Here is a 19,067-nt window from a genome sequence, read left to right on the forward strand (position 1 = left end):
GTTTTTGGCATGCTGGTCCGCCGAAGCCTGCCAGCCGACGGAACCTTCACTGCATTCTCGCAGGGTATTACCGGACAGGCTGCGCACGCGGAGCAAATGCGCCGCGCTACACCGTGTTGCGATGCAAAACCCTGGCGATACGGCAATCTTCCAAACCCCCTATGTTCCGCATAGAGGGAGATTGCGGATGAGCGCGGTGCGCAAAAGGCAACAAGTATGTCAAAAAATCCGCTTGAAATTCCGAAACACCACCGCATAGAATGCTCAAATTGGCATCAAGTCTATTTTTTAGGCAAATGCCCAGTTTAGAGCGGACCCTACGCGTGCACACTCTTCTTTTCCGAACGTCGTCGTCATCCTGCAACTTCGTAAAAGCGGAGCAGTCGGCGTGATGGACATGGTTGCAGACTTTACCTTCAAGGGGAGCTTAGTGTGCGAGAGCTTCCTCGGCTTCGCTCGGCACCGCGCGGCGCGGCTGGATCTGCAACTGGACATCGCCCGCTGCGACGACGCGTCGGCGCGCATGAGCGTGACGGGTGCCGAAGCCCTGGTCGACATGTTCGAAATGGCGTGCAGCCTGGGCCCCTATGATTGCCTGATTACAGATATCGAGCGCACCGACCGCTCAAGCTGAATTGGACCTGTTGCGAAGGAGTTGGAAATGACCGAGCAGGGCTGGATACCGGTGGCACTGTCCGCCTCAATAGAGGCCGGAACCTCTGCCGGAGCGGTGATCGACGGCGCCGAGGTGGTGGTCTGGCGTGACAACAAGAACGCCGCCCATGTCTGGGAAGACCGATGTCCCCATCGCGGCATGCGCATGAGCTTCGGCTTCGTGCGCGGCGACCACATCGCGTGCCTCTACCACGGCTGGGCCTACGATACGGCTGGCCAGTGCCAATACATTCCGGCCCATCCGGATCTGGAAGTTCCGAAGACCATCAAGATCCCGACCTACTCGACCGTCGAGAAGAACGGGATCATCTGGACCGCGCTCACGGAGGGCGCCGACATCGCCGGCGTTCCCGATGTGGCGGCTGACGCAACACCGGTTCGCAGCCTATACGTCGACTGCACGCCCGCGACGGCCTTAGCGGCACTGAAAACGACCTCGCTCCCGCAACCCTCGGGACCCGCAATTCCTGCAGCTCTCGACGCCGTGCTGCATAATTGCTGGCGGCTGACTGCCGGCAACACAGAGGTTCTGATCGCCTGCCAGTCGATCGGCAACAATAGGACCGGACTTCATATTGTCCTGCTGGGCGCGACCGCGCATACGGCGGCGCTGCGCGCACCTCTCGCCCGGTGGGCGGAACAGCTGCGCCACGCGCTGGAGAACTCGGCCACGCCCGCCATGGCGGAGGTCGCCTGATGTCCGCGATAACTCTCTACAATTACGAACTCGAGGACAGCTGCTACCGGGTCCGCTTGCTGCTTAAGATGCTTGGCCTCGAATACATAACATTCGCCGTCGACATGGTTCCCGGCAATGAACACAAGTCGCCGGCGATGCTGGCGCTCAATCCCCTCGGCGAGATTCCGATCCTGACCGATGGCGAGCTGACGCTTTATGGAGCGGAGGCCATCATGACCTATCTCGCCGGCGCCTACGATACGTCCGGCACCTGGTTGCCCAAGCAGCCCTCCCATCTGGGCCGGGTCATGCAATGGCTCGCCTTTTCCGCCGGACCACTGAAGGCTGCCATGACGGCGCGCCAGGTTTCGCTCTTCGGGCTGCCCGGTGACTTCGAGACGCTGAAAGCGCAGAGCCGCAAGGCGTTCCGGATCATGGACGATCACATGACGCTCCGGCAGATCGACGGCAAGGACTGGTTCGTCGGCGATGGCCCGACGCTCGCGGACCTGACGCTCTTCCCGACGTTTGCACTCAGCCGCGACTATGGCATCGACCATGACGAATTCCCGGCACTGCGCATCTGGATCCGCCGTTTCCGCGCCCTTCCGGGTTTTACAACCATGCCCGGAATCCCGGACTATCACTAATATTCGTGCGGGCCGGCCATCCCGGCCTGCCTCCAGAAAGAGAAAAGGACCCACCAAATGGCGCTGACCCGTTTCTCCGTCGCACCGCTCTCCGGCATGACCCGCACGCTTGCGGGTGTCGCCTCCGGACGCATTTCGCCCGACCTAGTGATAACAGGGGCGAGGGTCCTCTCGACCTATTCCGAACGCATCCTGCCAGATCGCGAAGTCTGGATTTCCGGCGGCCGCATCGCCGCCGTCAAACCAGCCGGCACCTACAGGAACGGCACCGCCAGGCTCTACGACGCCAAAGGCGGCATCATCGCGCCCGGCCTCGTCGATCCGCACATCCACATCGAGAGCTCGATGGTAACGGCCTGCGCCTACGCCGAGGCAGCGCTGCTGAACGGCACGACCACCATTTTCTGCGACAGCCACGAGATCGGCAACGTGATGGATGTCGCAGGCGTCGAAGCGATGCTGGAGGATGCCCGCCACGCGCCGCTCTCCATCTTCCTCACCGTCCCCTCGACCGTGCCCGCGACCTCGCCGGAACTCGAAACCGCCGGCGGCGACCTGACACCCGACAAGATCGCGGCCCTGTTCGACAAATGGCCGGAAGCCGTGGCGCTCGGCGAGAAGATGGATTTCGTGCAGGTCGCCATGGGCGACGAGCGCAGCCATGCCATCCTTGCCGCCGCCCTGTCGCGCGGCCGCCCGGTCTGCGGCCATGTCTACGGCCGCGAATTCGTCTCGGCCTATGCCGCATCAGGCGTAACAGATACGCACGAAGCGATCGATCGCGACATCGCCGACGACATGCTGGAGGCCGGCATCTGGCTCTTCCTGCGCGGTGGGCCGCCGACGACGCCCTGGCATTCGCTGCCGGAAGCCATCAAGACCGTCACGGAACTCGGCGCCTCGCAAAAGCGCATCGCGGTGTGCACCGACGACCGCGACGCCGACGATCTCCTGACCTTCGGTCTCGACTGGGTAGTCCGGGAAGCGAAGCGGGCCGGCATGACGCCTGAGCAGGCCTGGGCCATGGGCTCCCTGCACGGCGCGACCCGCTACGGCATGGAAGGCGAGATCGGCGGCATGGGTGGCAGCCGCCGCGCCGACCTCGTGCTGCTCGACGACGATCTCAATCCGGTCAGCACCTGGTATGGCGGCGAACTGGTCGTCGACCAGAAGAAGATCACGCCCGTTCTCGACGAAGCGCTTTCGAACCTCTGGCGCTATCCGGAAGCCGCCTATCATACGGTCAAACTGCCGAAGGCGCTGAAGCTCACGCCCGAACTCCCGACGGAAAAGGTCACAGTCAATACCATCAAGACCGAACTTCCAGGCATCATTCTCGGCCACGTGAAGATGGAACTGGAGCCCGCCAACGACTGGCAGACGCATTTTGATCGCCACGGCCTCTGCTTTGTCACGGTTATCGAGCGTCACGGCAAGTCGGAGGGCAACGTCACCTTTGGCCTGCTTTCGAACTTCTCGCTGAAGAGCGGCGCGGTCGCCTCTTCCGTCGGACACGACAGCCACAACATCATCATCGCCGGAACCAATGAGGCGGACATGCAGGTGGCGCTGCGAGCCATCGAGGAACATCAGGGCGGCGCCTGCGTCGTGCAGGACGGGAAGGTGACGGCCATCGTGCCGCTGCCGATCGCCGGCCTCCTCTCGGATAAGCGCGTTCACGAGGTGGCGAAGGAAGTGCAGGCGCTGAAGGTGGAGTGGGAGAAGGCCGGCTGCACCATCCCCTACATGGGCTTCAACCTTATCCCGCTGTCGGTCATCCCGGAAATCCGTATCACCGACAAGGGATTGGTGACCGTTCCCCAGATGGAAATCGTGCCGCTCTTCGAAGCGGCGGAGTGAAAGCATGGACCCGTATCGCCTCGGGCTGGTCGCAACCCGCATCCACTACTTCCAGCTGGTGGCGCGCATGGGGTCGATCCGCCAGGCCGCGCTGACGCTGAATGTCGCGCCCTCCTCCGTAAGCCGGATCCTGCGGCAGCTTGAGGACGAGTTGGGAACGCTGCTGTTCGAGCGGGTCCGCCAACGGCTCAAGCTGACCTCGGCGGGAGAGCTTCTGCTTTACCACGCGCGGGTCAGCCTCTCGGAACTCAACCGTGCCTGCAACGAGATCAACGACCTGCACGGACTCCACCGCGGCACGGTGTCGATCGCGGTCGTCGAGAGCGTCGCACGCGGCCTGATGCCATCCGCGCTTGAGGCCTTCTGGAGCAAGCACCCCGGCATTACGGTGGATGTCAAGGTCATGGGCTCGCAACAGGCGATGACAGCCGTCAGCGACGGGGACTGCGATCTCGCTGTCGTCTTCGATGTCCGCGTGCCCCGCACGCTCCGGCGGATCGCGACCGCATCGCTACCCCTCGGCGTGCTCGCCCTTCCCGGCTCCGAATTCGCCGACCGCAAGGAACTGAAGCTGTTCGATCTGGCGAATGCGCGGGTGATCCTCTCGGATTCGAGCCTGATGCTGGGGACGTCCGTCGAGGAAGCCTTCAACCGCTCGCTGGTCGACCTCACGCAGCGTTCCCGCACGAACTCGATCGGCCTGATGGTCGATCTTGCCAAACGCAATCTCGGAACGGTACTCCAGACGCGGGTCGGTATAGAGCAGGAACTCGCCGACGGTGTGCTTCACTTCGTGCCGTTGCGCGACGGGCGCCTCCCTCACCGAAAGCTCATGCTGCTTTCGCGTTCGGAAAAGGAAACCTCGGACGCCTCGTCAGCGCTCGGCCACCTGCTGGAGCAGTCGATCATCCGCTTGAACGAGCAGAGCGGCATTTGACGATGTTGCGTAGGATGCAACGATATCGTCAAAAACAACCTTCTATTCGAAACAACTCCGATTTGCTTTCCTCACCCGGAAACGAGGAAATGCCATGAAACAGTCATCCGTAGACGCCGTCATCCGCGGCCTGAAGAAAGCGGGAGTAAGCGTCGTCTGCTACCTTCCCGACTCGCTCTTCAAGGAGCTTTATCCAGCGCTCGACGCCGATCCCGACATCCGCACCATCCGGGTCACCAACGAGGGCGAGGGTGCTGCGATCTGCGGCGGCGTGTTCCTTTCCGGCAAGCGCGCTGCGCTGGTGATGGAAAATTCCGGCCTGCGCGCCTCCGTCGAGCCGCTGGCCCGCATGGGCCTCGGCGCCGGCATCCCGGTCGTCATGCTGATGAGCTATCGCGGCGAACTGGGTGAGAACAACTGGTGGGCCATCCCCCACGGCATCACCATGGAGCCGGTCCTCAATGCGTTGCGCATTCCTTATCGGGTCGTTCGCGAGGAAGACGAAATCGAGCAGTCGATCGTGGATGCCTACAACTGGTCCTACAACGCCTACTATCATTCGGCCATTGCGCTTGGCGGGAGTATCGTCCGATGAAACGCTACGACTGCATGAAGCTTTTGGCCTCGCGCCTCAAGGACGAACTCGTCATCCTCTCGCTCGGTGCCTCTGTCGACGAATGGTACAACGCCGCACCGCACATGCGCGAGGCAAGCCTGTTCCAGCAGCAGCTCGGCTGCGTGACACCTCAAGCTTTCGGCCTGGCGGCCGGCCTTCCCCATCGCCGGATCATCTCGCTCGATACCGACGGCGGCATGATGTTCAATCTCGGCATTCTAGCGACCCTCGGCAATGAACAGCCGAAGAACCTGTTCACCGTCGTCTGGGACAATGAGTGCTACCAGTCGATCGGCGGCCCGCCGACCCACACCGCCTTCGGCCGCGTCGACATAGCCGCGATTGCCCGTGGCGCCGGTGTCGACAACGCCTACACCGCCCGCACGCTGGAGGAGTTCGAAGCCCATTGCGAGGCCGGCCTCAAGGCCGAGGTCCCCTACATCGTCGTCGCCAAGGTGGCGGGAACGGTGCAGCCGGACATCAAGCGCAAGCATTCCGACGGCCGCGAGGACAAGTACATCTTCGTCCGCCATGTCGAGGCCACCGAAGGCATCGTCATCATGGGTCCGAGCGAGCATAACTGACAGTTCAAGGACCGACATGGCAGAGACTTCCGTCCCGACCCGCCCACTCCAGAAGGCCTACGACTATATCGTCGTGGGCTCCGGCTCGGGCGGATCGCCGGTTGTCCGGCGACTGATCGATAACACCGATGCGACGGTGCTTTTGATCGAGGCGGGGGAGCCAGGCATCGACGTCCCCGAGATAGACGACCCGCGCGAATGGGTACCGCTTGGGCGTGGCAGATGGGATTGGGGCTACGACTACGCCCCGTCTCCGCTGGTCAATGGCCGGACAATCGGTATCCCCCGCGGAAAAGTGCTTGGCGGCTCGTCCGCGACGAACGCACTGATGTGGTATCGCGGAAACCCGCTCGACTATGACGCATGGGCAGACGCGGGATGCGAACGCTGGTCGTTCCGCGACGTGCTTCCCTATTTCAAGCGCGCGGAAGACTGGGAAGGCGGCGAAACGACCTGGCGCGGCACTGGCGGCCCGTTGAAGATCACCACCAGCAAGATGCTGCACCCAGTCGCACGCGCGATGCTGGAGGGCGCTCCGGACGTCGGCATCCCGGTCATAGCCGACCCGAACGCCGCGACGAACGAAGGCGCCTGCCCGTCGAACTTCAACCTGTTCGAAGGCAAGCGCTGGAGCTCCGCCAAGGGTTATCTCCACCCGATCATGGATAACGAACGCCTGACGATCCTGACTGGTTCGCAGGCGATCGGCCTTGTCATCGAGAACGGTCGCTGCACCGGCGTGCGCCACCTCGTTGACGGCAAACCCGTCACAACGCTGGCAACGACCCAGGTCGTGCTGGCGGCCGGCGCCATCGACACGCCACGCCTGTTGATGCTCTCCGGCATCGGCGACCCGGCCGAACTCGCCCGCCTCGGCATCCCTCTCATCCATGCCCTGCCGGGAGTGGGTAGAAATCTGCAGGACCATCCGCTGGTGCAGGCCGTGGTCTGCCGCTCGAAAAAGCCGCTGGGGCCGAAGACAGACAATGGCGGCGGCACCATGCTGAACTGGAAATCGCGGCCCGACTTGAAACAGCCGGACGTGCATTCCTTCCCGGTCCAGGGCAACAGCGCAGAGCCCAGACTGCGTGAACTCTATGACATGTCCGGAGAGGTGTTCTCGATGGGTGCGGGCCTGATGCACTCGAAGAGTGTCGGCTATCTCCGCATGCTCACAGCCGATCCCTTCGGACCTCTCGAAATCCAGCCCAACTATCTCGCCGAGCAATCCGATCTAAACGCGCTCGTCTCCGCCGTGGGCACGGTCATGGATCTCGCCGAGACAAGAGCCTTCGCGGACCTCTTCGACGGCTTTGTCGCCCCGGATCGGCGACTGACGAAAGCGGAAACGGTGGAGTTCGTCCGCAACGGCTGCTCCACTTTCTTCCACCCCTGCGGAACCGCGAAGATGGGCAGGGACGAGATGTCCGTCGTCGACGCCCGCCTCTCGGTCCATGGCCTCGACGGCCTGACGATTTCGGATGCTTCGGTGATCCCGATCATCCCGACCTGCAACACCCACGCGCCGGTGACGATGATCGGCGAACGCGCGGCCGACTTCCTCATGGGAGCGGCCTGAAACTTGCTTGCACGAAACCGTCGACCAGAGGTCGCGGAAAAGGATGACGATGACCGGAACGATCCTCACAGCTGACTATCTTCTCACCATGGATGACGCAAACAGCGTCATCCCCAAGGGTGCGGTCGCGATAGAAAACGGTCGTATCCTCGCTGTCGGCATGCGAGACGATATCGGAGCCGCGCATCCGGATCTGCCGGTCCGGACGGTCGACAATGCGGTACTGATGCCTGGCTTGATCAACGCCCACGCCCATTCCGGCTTCCTGCGCGGAACGGCCGAGCACCTTCCGGTGTGGGACTGGCTGACCATCCACATCAATCCGATGCACCGCATGCTCCAACCGCACGAAGCGGAGGTGGCATCGCGACTGTGTTACGCCGAGTCCGCCCTCGCCGGAACGACGACGGTGGTCGACATGTGGCGCTACATGGAGGGCAGCGCGCGCGCCGCGCAAGCCATCGGCACTCGCCTCGTCGCCGTGCCCTATGTCGGAGAGCATCCGGATTACGACTATTTCGACACGCTCGACATGAACGAGGCCATGATCGAAACCTGGCACCGCAAGGCCAATGGCCGCGTCAATGTCTGGGTCGGGCTTGAGCACTTGTTTTACGCGGACGAGGCTGGCCAGCGCCGCGCCATCGAGATGGCCAAGCGCCACAATACCGGCTTCCACACCCATTGTTCAGAAGCGGAAGTCGAGATCCAAGGCTTCATCGACGTCTACGGCAAGCGGCCGATGTATGTGCTGGAGGACATCGGCTTTTTCGAAACGCCGCGCACCATGCTGGCGCATGCCGTCTGGCTCGACGAGGCGGAGGTCGAACTGATCTCGAAATACAATGTGTCCATAGCGCACAATCCCGTCTCCAACATGAAGCTCGCCTCCGGCATCGCGCCGATTGCCGACATGCTGGCCCGCGGAATTCCGGTCGGCCTCGGCACGGACGGCGAGAAGGAGAACAACAATTTCGACATGTTCGAGGAGATGAAGGCTGCATCCCTGCTCGGCAAGCTGCGCCACCGCGACGCCGCCGCCATGGATAGCTGGCAATGCTTGCGCATGGCGACGATCCTCGGCGCTAAGGCTATCGGCCTGGACCACGAGATCGGCTCCCTCGAGGGCGGCAAGCGGGCCGACATCATCGCAGTCAGGACCGACACGCCGCGCATGACACCATTGTTCGGCGAAGGTCCCTATTTCAATCTCCAGCACAATCTCGTCCATGCTGTGCGCGGTAGCGACGTCGCCATGACCATGGTCGACGGCGAGATCATCGTCGAGGACGGTATCCTGAAAACCGGCGACGTGAAGGACATCATCGCCGATATCCATGCCATGGCGCCGGATCATTTCGCCCGTCGCGCCAAGTGGCTCGCCGAGAACGGCGGCGGCACCAAGCAGTGGATCAGCGAGAAGGGAGGCACGGCATGAAGACCACCGATCAGGTCGCGCTCGACGACTGGTACGCGATCGCCACCGCGAGCGAACTGACGAGCAGACCCGTCAGGACGCGATTGCTCGGTCAGGACATCGAATACATGCTGTCCGAAGGCGGCTCGCCTCTGGTTCGGGAAATCCTGGCCGATGACAGGCGCGGCCCCGCTCTTCCGGTCAAGGAACGCTACGGCTGCCTGTTCACCAGTCTCGGTGCGCCGAAAAAGGACATCGTCCATATCGAGGAGGCAGAGGAGGACGACCGACGCTTCGTGCCGTGTGGCTGGGTCACCATGCGCGCCTCGGGCCTGCGGGTCGTCGAGAACTTCCTCGACATGGCGCATTTTCCCTTCGTGCACACCGACATTCTCGGCTCCGAGCCCCACACCGAGGTTCCGGGCTACCAGAGCGAAATCCGCCGCGATGTCGACGAGGTCTGGGCGACCAACTGCACGTTCTTCCAGCCGCGCATCGCCGCGACCGAGGACAAGGGAGATTTCGTCCACCTGACCTACCGCGTTCCATCGCCCTTCGTTGTCATGCTCTACCGCGTCTGTCCGACTTCGCCGAACCGGCTGGACGCGATCGCGCTCTTTATCCAGCCGATGGAGGAAGGCCTCTGCCGGGCTCAGCCGGTGATGTATCTCGTTGACCAGACCTCGACCCATAAGTCGCTTCTGAACTTCGAACAGGTCATTTTCCTGCAGGACCGGATCATCGTCGAGAACCAGCGCCCCTTGCTGCTGCCGCTCGAGCCGCGCGCCGAAATCCCGACACGGGCCGACTCGTCATCCATCGCCTACCGCCGCTGGCTCAAGGAAAAAGGCATCCGTTTTGGCACCACGGCGGGAGGGCACTGATGCGCGGCGGGCAGCTTGTGACCTTCCGAAGGAAAGGGGCCGCATGCGCGTATTGAAACCCGCCTCCCTTCAAGAGGCACTCGGCATCACCTCATCCGATCCCGACAGCCGTCTGATTGCCGGCGGTACGGCGCTGCAGCTTGAATGGGCCAGGGGCCTGCCGAAACCGTCGACGATGATCACTCTTGCGAACCTGCCCGAATTGCGGGGAATCTCGCAGGAAGGGGACTCGATCCGCATCGGGGCGCTGTGCACCCTCGCAGACCTTATCGGCGAAAAAGCCATAGCCGACCATTTGCCGCTTCTCCATTCGGCTTTCAAGATTGTCGCCGGACCGACAGTCCGCAATCTCGCGACAATCGGCGGCAATATCTGCGGGCGAAACGGCTGCCTGCTCCCGGCGCTGCTGGCACTTGATGCGGAGCTCGAAGTCGCAACCGCGAACGGAACGGAAAGAGGCACGCTGGCAGAATGGCTTGCCGCGCCAGTGGTTCAAGCCGCTGTTCTCGTTGCGATTCACCTCCGTCCGCAGCTATCGCGTGAACGCTATACATTCCGCAAAGTGGGCCTGCGCGCCGCCTTCACGCCGAGTGTGATAAACGTCGCGGGACGGTTCCGTCTTCACGAAGGACATGTCGCCGACCCGCGGTTTGCGGTCGGCGGAGGCGTCGTTCCTGTCACTCGCCTGACCGAGGCCGAAGAGATGCTGGCAGGAGCAGACGCAGGCTCCATCGACTGGGCCGCGTTGCACGCCTGCCTGCTCGACACCATTGCCGCTCCGGACGACGATTTCCGCTCCGGGAGCTACCGTCGCCGCGTCGCTGCAAACGCACTTGTTCATGGATTGGGAGGCCCCTTGCCTCCGATACGCTCGATACATCCGACCACCCCGCTTCCGCAACCAGAGCCGCTGGACAGCGAAATCGTGCTTTCCCGCGCGCGACAGGGCAACCGCTGGCACATACGGCCGGACATGGCTGACAAGATACGCGGCAGGCTCGGCTACCTCACGGACAAGCGCGAGTATGGCATGCTCGTCGGTCGCATCCTGCGGGCAGGCCTTCCACACGCCCGCATTCTCTCCATCGACACGACTGCCGCGGAAGCCCTGTCGGAGGTCGTCGCTGTTGTCACCCATCGCGATATCGCAGGATCGAACGCCTTCGGCATTGTCATCCAGGACCAGCCGGCGCTCTGTCACGACAAGGTCCGCCACAAGGGCGATCCGGTGGCGGCGGTGGCAGCCCTGGACGCGGAGACGGCAGAAAAAGCACTTACGCTGATCAAAGTGGAATACGAGCCGCTGCCGCTCGTCGACACCCCCGAGGCAGCGCTCGCCGAAAATGCCGCGCTTGTTCATGATGGTGGCAATCTGCAACGGGAGCTGTTCTTCCGCCGTGGCGACGTTTTGGTCGGCTTCGACACTGCAGCGTTTGTCCTGGAAGAGACTTACGTCACCCCGCGCCAGATGCACGGTTTCATGGAAACCGAAGGCGGTTACGCCTTCGTGGGATCAGACGGAACGCTCAACGTCTTTGTCGGTGGCCAGCACGGTGGTCGCGACCGGCTGCAGCTGTCACGGATACTGGCAATGCCTGAGGAAAAGATCCGCGTCGTCACCTCGCCCACGGGCGGCGCCTTCGGCGGCAAGGACGAACTGTCGGTCCAGCCGGCGCTGGCCTTGCTGGCGCTGAAATCGGGAAAGCCCGTCCGATTGCAACTGTCCCGCTCGGAGTCCGTGCTCGCCGGCCAGAAACGCAATCCGATGACCATCCGGATGAAGACAGCATGCGATGCAGATGGTCTTCTGCTTGCGCAGGAGGTAGAGGTCCTCGCCGATGCCGGAGCCTACGCATCCCTTGGCCCCGGCGTGCTGGAAACAGCGCTCGAACACGCGACCGGTCCCTATGCGGTGCCGAACGTGTCCACCCATGGACGGTTGGCCTGTACCAACAACGGCACCTGCGGCGCCTTCCGCGGCTTCGGCGCCAACCAGATGAACTATGCCGTTGAGTGCCAGATGGATCGTCTGGCGCGACTCACAGGACTGTCACCCACGGAAATTCGCGCCCGCAATCTCCGGTCCGCCGGAACGCCAGGCTATCTCGGACAAGTGGTCTCGAAATCGGAGCGCATCGCCGAGATGCTTCAGGCCGCCTCGGCTTCGGAACTCTGGCGCAAGGCTCAGGGAACCTCGGAGGACGGAGAATGGATCATCGGCACCGGCATGGCCATGAACTACCAGGGCAACGGCCTGGGCTCGGTTGTACCGGACCCCGCCGGTGGACGTCTGGCACTGACTTCAGACGGTTTTATCGAAGGAGCCTACGGTCTGGATGAAATGGGTCAAGGACTGCTGCCCCTGATCCGGGCGACGGTCGCCGCCGAACTCGGCTGCGCTCGCGAGGATGTGAAAGCGACCTTTGGGGACACCGCGCTAGCTCCCGAATCCGGTTCCACCACAGCCTCCCGCGGCACCTATGTCGTCTGGGAATCCGCGAGAAGGGCGGCGCCGGAGTTTTCGCGGCAAGTCCGCGCCGCGGCAGGCCGGCTGCTCGATCGCGATCCCGATACGCTTGTCTTCGCGCCCGGCGGACTGGCCGAACGCGGCTCAAACAGTGGTACCGTCCTGGTCTCCTACCGCGAGCTTGCAGCGGCCATCCCCGAAGCCGATCTACCGAACGTGACGGTCGCCTACGAATTTCCGAAGACCGATTATCCGACGGCCAATGCCCGCTACATCTTCGCATTCGGCGCCACGATAGCCCGCGTCGCGGTGAGCCGCGTCACCGGGCAGGTTCGCGTTCTCGACCTCCACCAGCACTCCGCCGCCGGTCCCGTCATGGACGTCGCCGCCTATCTTGGCCAGCTCGAAGGTGGTGCCGTGCAGGGGCTGGGCTTTACCCTGACGGAGGACACCCCGATGCGCGATGGCGGCTATCTCACCGCCAACCTCGACACGTACATGCTGCCCGGTATTCAGGACACCCCGGAAACCATGAGAATCTTCGCGCTCGAGGGACTGGATGCGGACGATGACCTCGGCCCCCGGGGATCCGGCGAGCTTGGCATCGGCGCGGTCACGCCGGCGATTGCCAATGCCGTGGCCTCAGCGATCGGCTATTCGCCCGCCGTGACCCCCGTCCCGCCCGAAGCGATTCTCGAAGCCTTGGCGGTGAGAGCATGACGACACGCTTTCATTTGAACGGTCAGCCCGTCGTCTTGGACTGCGCGCCGGACATCCGCCTTGCCGACATCCTGCGCGACCACCTTTCGTTGACCGGCACAAAGGTCGGCTGTTCTATAGGTCGTTGCGGCGCCTGTACCGTGCTGATGAACGGCAAGGCGGTGAACGGCTGCCTTCTCATGGCCTTCCAGATCGACGGTACGGAGATCGTCACCATCGAGGGTTTGAAAAGCCACGCGCTCGGTGCTGCCATTGTGGCGGGACTGGAAGAGGAAAACGCTTTCCAGTGCGGCTATTGCGCGCCGGGCTTCACGATCGCCTTGACCGCCCTTCTGGACGAGAAGCCGGATGCGACGGAAGCGGACATCCGCGCCGGGCTGGAAGGCAATATCTGCCGCTGCACCGGCTACCATTCCATCATTCGCGGAGCGCTGAATGCCGCCCGCCGCGTTCGCGAGCAATCTCGCGCCAACGGAGACTGACATGACGATCGCCATCACCAACTCCGAGCCTCGCACCGAAGGCGCGAAAGCCTTTCTCGCTAAGCGTAGGAAGCAGCTATTCATCGACGGTACCTGGCGGGACGCGTCCGACGGCGGCTCCTTCGAGACCTTCGATCCGGCATCAGGGAAGCTTCTTGCCGAGCTTGCCGGAGGAACGGCCACCGATGTCGACGCGGCCGTGGCCAGCGCCCGCTCCGCACTTGGTTCCCACGAATGGAAAGGCCTCACCCCGTCGGCCCGCGGCAAGCTACTCTGGAAGATCGCCGAACTGATCGAGGCGCATGTCGAGGAACTGGCGGAGCTCGAAACGCTGGACCAGGGCAAGAGCTACAAGACAGGTCGCTTCGGTGAGATTCCGGCTTCGGCCGAACAGTTTCGCTACTACGCCGGCTTTTGCACGAAGATATTGGGGACCACCATCCCGACGTCCATCGCCTACCAGCCCGAGGGCAAGCAGATCTTCGCCTATACGACCCGAGAGCCGATCGGAGTCGTGGCTGCAATCACACCCTGGAATTCGCCCATGCTGATGGCGGCCATGAAGCTGGCACCGGCGCTCGCCGCCGGTTGTACGGTCGTTCTGAAACCCGCGGAGGAAACCTCGCTGACAGCAAGCCGGCTGGTCGAACTCATGATCGAGGCGGGACTGCCGAAAGGTGTGGTCAATCTCGTCACCGGTTTCGGAGAAACCGTGGGTGCGGCCCTCACAGCTCATCCCGATGTGGACAAGATGGCCTTTACGGGGTCGACCGAGGTCGGCAAGCTGATCGTCAAGGTCGCCCAGGGCAACCTCAAGAAACTGACGCTCGAGCTCGGCGGCAAGTCGCCGGCGATCGTGATGCCCGACGCGGACATGGCGCTGGCGATCCCGGGCATCGCGCGCGGCATCTTCTCGAATTCCGGCCAGGTCTGCGTCGCCGGCTCACGCGTCTATGCCCATCGCAAAATCTTTGAGGAAGTCGTCGAAAAAGTATCGAAAGCTGCCAGCGCCCTGAAGCTCGGCCACGGCCTGGATGAATCCACCGATCTCGGACCCCTCGTCAACCGCAAGCAGGCGGACCGCGTGGCGGACTTCATCAACGAGGGTACCGCCGAAGGCGCTCACATCGCAGCCGGAGGCCGGCAGGACGGTGAGTTCGGCACCTTTTTCGAACCCACCGTCGTGACATCGGTCCGGCCGGACATGCGGCTGATGCGCGAGGAAATCTTTGGCCCGGTAGTCGCTGTCACGCCCTTCGACGACGTGGAGGAAGCCATCATCTACGCCAACGACAGCCCCTACGGTCTGGCTGGGAGCATCTGGACGCAGGATCTCTCCGCCGCGCACCGCCTTGCCGCCAGCGTCAAAGCCGGCACGATCTGGATCAACTGCCATTCCTATTTCTCGCCCGAACTACCCAAGGGCGGACACAAGCAGTCCGGCTGGGGATACGAGAACGGCGCCCAGGGTCTCGAAAACTACCTGGAAACCAAGACGGTGTGCGCGGTCATCTGACAAATGGCTATTGCGGCGTGATCGCGAGTTTCACCAGCCGGAACGGACTGGAGACGGTGTTGGCCGCGACGTCGAGGATGAAGCCGCCGACGCTGCTCAGATCCTGCCGTTCGGCGGTGAGCTTCGGATAGAGAGCCGCAAGCTGGACGTAACGATCGTGGTTCAGCGGATTGGTCGGCGAGATACCCGACACATCGACGAGCAGGATTTTCTCTCGTTCCGCCACCTGCGCGACCACCGGATCGGCAACGTCGAGAGCGCCGATCCGGCCGTTGCCGGTCAGGAACTGCGACGCCTGCAGCGCCCGATCGTCCTTGGAAACCAGGATCGTCAACGGCGGCGACATGGGACCTATCACTGCCATTTGCTGCCGGAACACATCGACGTCGATGTCGGGTGCCGCAAGCATGACGTTGAGTTTTGCGAGCACGTCGGACCGGTCGCTCAGCTTCAACTGCCGCAGCGTCTCGACCACGAGCCAGCCACCCATGCTGTGTCCGAAGAGAAGCACCCGGCCTTTGCCGCGACCGGCCGTCAAACGCGTCAGCGTCTCGGCGAGATAGTCCCGCGAATACGTCACGGATTCCTTGTCGGCAAGATAACCGGTCACCGCCGCCTGGGAAGGCCAGGCAAAAAGCACCGGCACGCCCTCGACATTGGCATCGGCCGACATCTGCACCACGCGGAAGAGAGACTCCTGAAAATTGAAGTTGAAGCCATGCACGAATACACCGACATCGGTGCCATCCGAAGCTTCGGTTTTGGCCTGATTGCCCACTTCCCGGTAAAACTCGTCCGCCGACAAGGTCCGTTGCGCCGTGACTGCAAATGTCTTGGCCGGATCGGGATTACCGCCTTTCGGCCACTCGATCTCGCCCGCCTTGTGCCCCGGAGGAACCGATACGGTATAAGCCGCAAAATTCAGTTCGGGTGCCTTGCCGTCGGTGTATCCGAGGCCTTCCTTGTTCTCGCGCGTGGTGGCGACGTAGACGGTGACCTGCTTGGTGTCCGGCAGCGCCGATTGAGACAGGCTCAGCGCCTCCGGCCCCGGTCTGCCGGCACAGGCGGTTAGCGATAACACCGCGCAAAGGCCAAAGACGAACTGAAAGGCGCGAACAAGAGTGATGCGCCGGGCGCCACCTGAAAACGTCATGTTGACTGCTCTTTCACCAACAGCTTGTGGGCCCGCCCAGATGCGCTGAATACCATCCTCACAGTGAAGGGCAAGGCCCCAGGCCGGCGGTCAAGCTACCCTTTATCACACGACAGCGACCGTGTCGCGAATCCAGCAGAGACGCGTCGCGAACACCGCATTGGGTGCGCTGCAAAACTGCTCTATTGTCAATCACAGGAGGTGCCGTCCGGACACGGGCGGAGAATTGGGAAGCCGGTCAGAATCCGGCGCTGCCCCCGCAACGGTGGTGGAGTGAAGAACCGGCAAATTGCCACTGGGAGGAGTCCTGGGAAGGCGTCGGTTTGGTCCGCAAGGATGCTCCAGAGCCCGGAAACCAGCCTCGGGAGATAAGTTCATTACGATCGCGGTGGGCGGTCGGGGACAGGTCGGGCACGTGCGTTTGCGCACGTGTTCAGTCCTGCTCGTCCACCGTCCATTTTTAAACGAGGACGAAGACATGGACTTGCAGAATACTGTGTTGCGGCAGTTGAAGAACCGCCGGGAAGGCTTCTCCCTCGAGCAGCCCTTTTACATCGATCCGGACTATTTCAAGCTCGATATGGAAACGATCTGGTACCGCGACTGGCTGTTTATCGGCCATGACTGCGAAGTGCCGCGCGCCGGAAACTATTTCACCGTCCAGATCGGCGATTATCCCGTCGTCGTCGTGCGCGGCAAGGACGGCGTTATCCGCGCCTTCCACAACACCTGCCGCCACCGTGGCCACCGCGTGTGCACGCAGGACAAGGGCGCATCCGCCAAGCTCGTCTGTCCCTATCACCAGTGGACTTACGACCTTGACGGCTCGCTTGTCTTCGCACGCCAGATGGGCGAGACCTTCGACAAGTCTGAATTCGGGCTGAAGCCGGTCGCCTGCGAAAGCGTCGCCGGCTACATTTTCATCTGCCTTGCCAACGAGCCGACTGACTTCGCACCCGTCCGCGCCACCATCGAGCCCTACATGGCGCCGCACCGCCTCTGGGAGGCGAAGGTCGCCGCCCGGACGACGATCATCGAAAAGGGCAACTGGAAGCTCGTCTGGGAAAACAACCGCGAATGCTACCATTGCGCCGGCAACCATCCGGAACTTTGCCGCACCTATCCGGAAGCACCGACCGCCACAGGCGTTCAGGGCGCGAAGGATGATCCCTTCATCGCCGAACACTGGAAACACTGCGAGGACGGTGGCCTTCCAAGCGAATTCAGGATGGACCCGACCGGCCAGTTTCGCGTCGCCCGCATGCCCCTCATTCAGGACGCGGTCAGCTACACCATGGACGGCAAGCCAGCCGTTCGCAGACCCCTCTCCGACGACGTAAAGATCTCGCGCATCGGCACCATGCTGCTGTTCCACTACCCGACGACGTGGAACCACATGCTCGGCGACCACGCGATCTCTTTCCGCGTCCTTCCGCTCTCGGCCGAGGAAACCGCCGTCACCACCACATGGCTGGTACACAAGGACGCCGTCGAAGGTGTCGATTACGACGTCGATCAACTGACCCATGTCTGGAACATGACCAACGATCAGGACCGCGCGATCGTCGAGGAGAACGCGTTCGGCATTCGCTCCCCCGCCTATGAGCCTGGTCCGTATTCGGTCGAGCACGAGGGTGGCGTCATGCAGTTCGTCGAATGGTATTCCAATTTCATGATCAACCGTCTGCAGGGCGATACGTCCCGCCTGTCCGCGGTGGCCTGACATGAACATAGCAGTCCCCAGCTATCGCCATGTCGACGAGATGCGCCCCTGGTCGGACCGGGAGCACATGCTCGAATGCGTCGCCGTCACGCCGGAAGCACCTGACGTCATGACCTTCACCTTCAGGCCGGATCGTTCCGGCCTGTGGTTTCGCTACCTTCCGGGCCAGTTCGTGACGCTCGAAATTCCTGTGGCCCCCGAGCCGGTGATGCGCACATACACGCTCTCCTCCAGTCCGTCACGGCCTTACACGGTGGCAGTGACGGTCAAGGCGCAGAAGGAGTCGATCGGCACCCGTTGGATGTTCGACAACCTGAAGCCCGGCATGCGGCTGAAGGCGATCGGCGCGCTTGGCGACTTCTCCTATGCAAAGCATCCCGGCCGGAAATACCTGTTCGTCTCCGCCGGCTCCGGCATTACGCCGATGATGTCGATGACCCGCGACATGAGCGACCGGGCTCCCGATAGCGACATCACCTTCCTGCACTGCGCCCGTTCGCCTGATGACATCATCTTTCGCTGGGAGCTTGAGGCCAAGGCGCGGGAAATGCCGAACTTCACGCTTGGCCTGATCATAGAACAGCTCGGTCGCGGCCAGCTCTGGTCGGGGCTCAAGGGCCGCATCGATAAGGCAAAGATCGCGCTTCTGGCGCCCGATTTCCTCGACCGGACCGTCTTCTGCTGCGGCCCCGAACCCTTCATGGCGACGGTCCGCGAGGCACTGGCCGGTGCCGGCTTCGACATGAAGAACTATCACGAGGAAGCCTTCCAGCCGGTGAAGCCGGAACCGCCGGTCGTCGTCGCCGACCATTCGGACGGCGCCCAGCCAACGAAGGTCGTCTTTGCGATGTCCGGCAAGACCGGCCTTTGCGAACCGGGGCATACGCTGTTGCAGGCGGCCCGTGCCAGCGGCGTCCGCATCGGCGCGGCCTGCGAATCCGGCCTCTGCGGCACCTGCAAGGTCATGAAGATTTCCGGGCAGGTCGAGATGAACCACAATGGCGGCATTCTCGATGACGAGATCGACGAAGGCTACATCCTCGCGTGCTGTTCGCGGCCTCTCGGCGAGGTCGAGATCGAGGCCTGAGATCGATATGAAAACGCCGGGCGTCCCGGCGTTTTTTG

16 protein-coding genes and 1 riboswitch are annotated in these 19,067 nt (G+C 62.7%); of the genes, 15 read left to right on the top strand and 1 reads right to left on the bottom strand.

Going from position 1 to position 19,067, the window contains the following annotated elements:
* Window positions 1-391: 391 nt before the first annotated feature.
* From J5J09_RS20620 to J5J09_RS20680, 13 genes are all read left to right on the top strand, one after another.
* Complete coding sequence (locus J5J09_RS20620) at window positions 392-634, top strand: hypothetical protein (protein WP_208554462.1); 243 nt, start codon at window positions 392-394, stop codon at window positions 632-634.
* A 27-nt stretch (window positions 635-661) separates the two neighbouring features.
* Window positions 662-1,372: a Rieske (2Fe-2S) protein gene (locus J5J09_RS20625; protein ID WP_208554106.1), complete on the top strand. Its 711-nt coding sequence runs from the start codon at window positions 662-664 to the stop codon at window positions 1,370-1,372.
* Window positions 1,372-2,004 carry a glutathione S-transferase N-terminal domain-containing protein gene (locus J5J09_RS20630; protein ID WP_208554107.1) on the top strand — a complete coding sequence of 211 codons (633 nt, stop codon included), beginning with the start codon at window positions 1,372-1,374 and terminating at the stop codon, window positions 2,002-2,004. The genes J5J09_RS20625 and J5J09_RS20630 overlap by 1 nt, the downstream gene beginning before the upstream one ends.
* 57 nt (window positions 2,005-2,061) lie before the next feature.
* On the top strand, window positions 2,062-3,864 hold the full coding sequence (locus J5J09_RS20635; protein ID WP_208554108.1) for an adenine deaminase C-terminal domain-containing protein: 1,803 nt from the start codon (window positions 2,062-2,064) through the stop codon (window positions 3,862-3,864).
* Between the two features lie 4 nt (window positions 3,865-3,868).
* Window positions 3,869-4,801, top strand: coding sequence for a LysR family transcriptional regulator (locus J5J09_RS20640; protein WP_208554109.1), 933 nt, complete (start codon window positions 3,869-3,871; stop codon window positions 4,799-4,801).
* A 94-nt stretch (window positions 4,802-4,895) separates the two neighbouring features.
* Window positions 4,896-5,396 carry a thiamine pyrophosphate-binding protein gene (locus J5J09_RS20645; protein ID WP_208554110.1) on the top strand — a complete coding sequence of 167 codons (501 nt, stop codon included), beginning with the start codon at window positions 4,896-4,898 and terminating at the stop codon, window positions 5,394-5,396.
* Window positions 5,393-6,001 (top strand): thiamine pyrophosphate-dependent enzyme, encoded by a 609-nt coding sequence (locus J5J09_RS20650; protein ID WP_208554111.1) that lies wholly within the window; start codon window positions 5,393-5,395, stop codon window positions 5,999-6,001. Before J5J09_RS20645 ends, J5J09_RS20650 begins: the two co-directional genes overlap by 4 nt.
* A gap of 16 nt (window positions 6,002-6,017) precedes the next feature.
* Entirely contained in the window at window positions 6,018-7,580 is a 1,563-nt protein-coding gene (locus tag J5J09_RS20655; RefSeq protein ID WP_208554112.1) for a GMC family oxidoreductase N-terminal domain-containing protein, read from the top strand.
* Window positions 7,581-7,629: 49 nt separating this feature from the next.
* Window positions 7,630-9,018, top strand: coding sequence for an amidohydrolase (locus tag J5J09_RS20660; protein ID WP_246746029.1), 1,389 nt, complete (start codon window positions 7,630-7,632; stop codon window positions 9,016-9,018).
* On the top strand, window positions 9,015-9,881 hold the full coding sequence (locus J5J09_RS20665; protein WP_208554114.1) for an aromatic ring-hydroxylating dioxygenase subunit alpha: 867 nt from the start codon (window positions 9,015-9,017) through the stop codon (window positions 9,879-9,881). Before J5J09_RS20660 ends, J5J09_RS20665 begins: the two co-directional genes overlap by 4 nt.
* A 43-nt stretch (window positions 9,882-9,924) precedes the next feature.
* A complete protein-coding gene (locus J5J09_RS20670; protein WP_208554115.1) occupies window positions 9,925-13,068 on the top strand; it encodes a molybdopterin cofactor-binding domain-containing protein in 3,144 nt (1,047 codons plus the stop codon).
* Complete coding sequence (locus J5J09_RS20675; protein ID WP_208554116.1) at window positions 13,065-13,550, top strand: (2Fe-2S)-binding protein; 486 nt, start codon at window positions 13,065-13,067, stop codon at window positions 13,548-13,550. The genes J5J09_RS20670 and J5J09_RS20675 overlap by 4 nt, the downstream gene beginning before the upstream one ends.
* Before the next feature lies 1 nt (window position 13,551).
* Entirely contained in the window at window positions 13,552-15,066 is a 1,515-nt protein-coding gene (locus J5J09_RS20680; protein ID WP_208554117.1) for an aldehyde dehydrogenase family protein, read from the top strand.
* 7 nt (window positions 15,067-15,073) lie between these two features.
* Here J5J09_RS20680 and J5J09_RS20685 read toward each other — a convergent pair whose 3' ends face one another.
* The gene (locus J5J09_RS20685; protein ID WP_208554118.1) at window positions 15,074-16,219 is read right to left on the bottom strand and encodes an alpha/beta fold hydrolase; all 1,146 of its coding nucleotides are present in this window, start codon (window positions 16,217-16,219) and stop codon (window positions 15,074-15,076) included.
* Window positions 16,220-16,401: 182 nt separating this feature from the next.
* Window positions 16,402-16,598: riboswitch (cobalamin riboswitch) on the top strand.
* Between the two features lie 99 nt (window positions 16,599-16,697).
* Here J5J09_RS20685 and J5J09_RS20690 point away from each other — a divergent pair.
* Both J5J09_RS20690 and J5J09_RS20695 read left to right on the top strand, forming a co-directional pair.
* Window positions 16,698-17,942, top strand: coding sequence for an aromatic ring-hydroxylating dioxygenase subunit alpha (locus J5J09_RS20690; protein WP_208554119.1), 1,245 nt, complete (start codon window positions 16,698-16,700; stop codon window positions 17,940-17,942).
* A 1-nt stretch (window position 17,943) separates the two neighbouring features.
* Window positions 17,944-19,029 (top strand): hybrid-cluster NAD(P)-dependent oxidoreductase, encoded by a 1,086-nt coding sequence (locus J5J09_RS20695; RefSeq protein ID WP_208554120.1) that lies wholly within the window; start codon window positions 17,944-17,946, stop codon window positions 19,027-19,029.
* Window positions 19,030-19,067: the final 38 nt, after the last annotated feature.

Origin of the sequence: Ciceribacter sp. L1K22, assembly GCF_017599385.1 — a bacterium.
GTDB lineage: Bacteria > Pseudomonadota > Alphaproteobacteria > Rhizobiales > Rhizobiaceae > Allorhizobium.